The following is a 1,017-nucleotide window of genomic DNA, read 5'->3' on the forward strand; positions in this document are numbered from 1 at the left end:
GTTCTAAGGTCTTTTTTTTGACTGATACCAAGACGCTTTAAAGCATTAAAGATACCCGTTTGACTACAGTTCAAGCGACGAGCTCTTTCATAGTTATAATCATCTGGGTATCTTTTTACGTCTTCAATCAATGCGTCATCAGGTATTTTAGTCGGTGCTTTATTTCTGGTTGTTTTAGGAGCTAGGTTCTGCTGCCAGCTGTGAATGGTGCTGGTGCTAAGTCCATAAAATAGCGCAGCTTCTCGTATGGTCATGCCATCAGCGATGCTAAAAAGTACCTGTTTGCGATAGTCTATTGAATAAGTCATGGTTCATTTCATTAAATGCAATTGTTAATAGGATTGTATCGGTTTTATTTGGATTAGACTATATCTTCGTATAAGTTAGAAGAACTTGGACCAGGGGGGCCTCCAGCATCCAATTTAAAGTGATTCCAAATACTTACTGCCCCACCAAAAGATGGATAATAATCAGGGGTACCTCTACAGCCGTAGTCAACATGACCCTCAGCTACTAAATCTCCGCCATGATCATAGAAACATTCATTTATAGGTGCAGGATTTCGCTTACTAGGTATTCGATTCTCAAGGTAACCGTCAAAACCACAGTGATAAACTGTACTATCTCCAACGTATTCACGCCATTTGTCATTCTCGCCACAAGAAGTACATGCCTTGGGAGCCGATGAAGGACAAGGCTGCATCCTACCTGCTTTGAGATGTCGCGCTACATCTTTTTGATACATATCATACCAACGCTCGTTTATTTTCTGCTCAGAATATTTCGCTGGTCTGCCTGGGTTCCGACCATGTCTTGCTTTAGCCGAAATAACAGGCTGTACACTTGAATCATTTGCTAAACTTTTAATGGCGGCCTCTCTGGTAACTAGTCCCAACGGATCAACCCAACCTATCGGATTCGGCGCATACTGGAACACATTATCTCCACCCATCAGCCCTATCGGATCTCTTGAGGTAAACATCCCCATATCAGGATCATAGTAGCGGAAACGGTTAT

At 42.3% G+C, this 1,017-nt stretch carries 2 protein-coding genes; both read right to left on the minus strand.

The window, feature by feature from the left end:
- Window positions 1-308, minus strand: a 308-nt coding sequence (locus tag JMX98_RS13905) for an IS630 transposase-related protein (RefSeq protein ID WP_201587416.1), incomplete at its 3' end; no start/stop codon positions are given.
- Window positions 309-361: 53 nt separating this feature from the next.
- Window positions 362-1,017, minus strand: a 656-nt coding sequence (locus JMX98_RS13910) for an RHS repeat-associated core domain-containing protein (protein WP_201587418.1), incomplete at its 5' end; no start/stop codon positions are given.

The organism is Psychrobacter sp. HII-4 (assembly GCF_904846595.1).
Classification (GTDB): Bacteria; Pseudomonadota; Gammaproteobacteria; order Pseudomonadales; family Moraxellaceae; genus Psychrobacter; species Psychrobacter celer.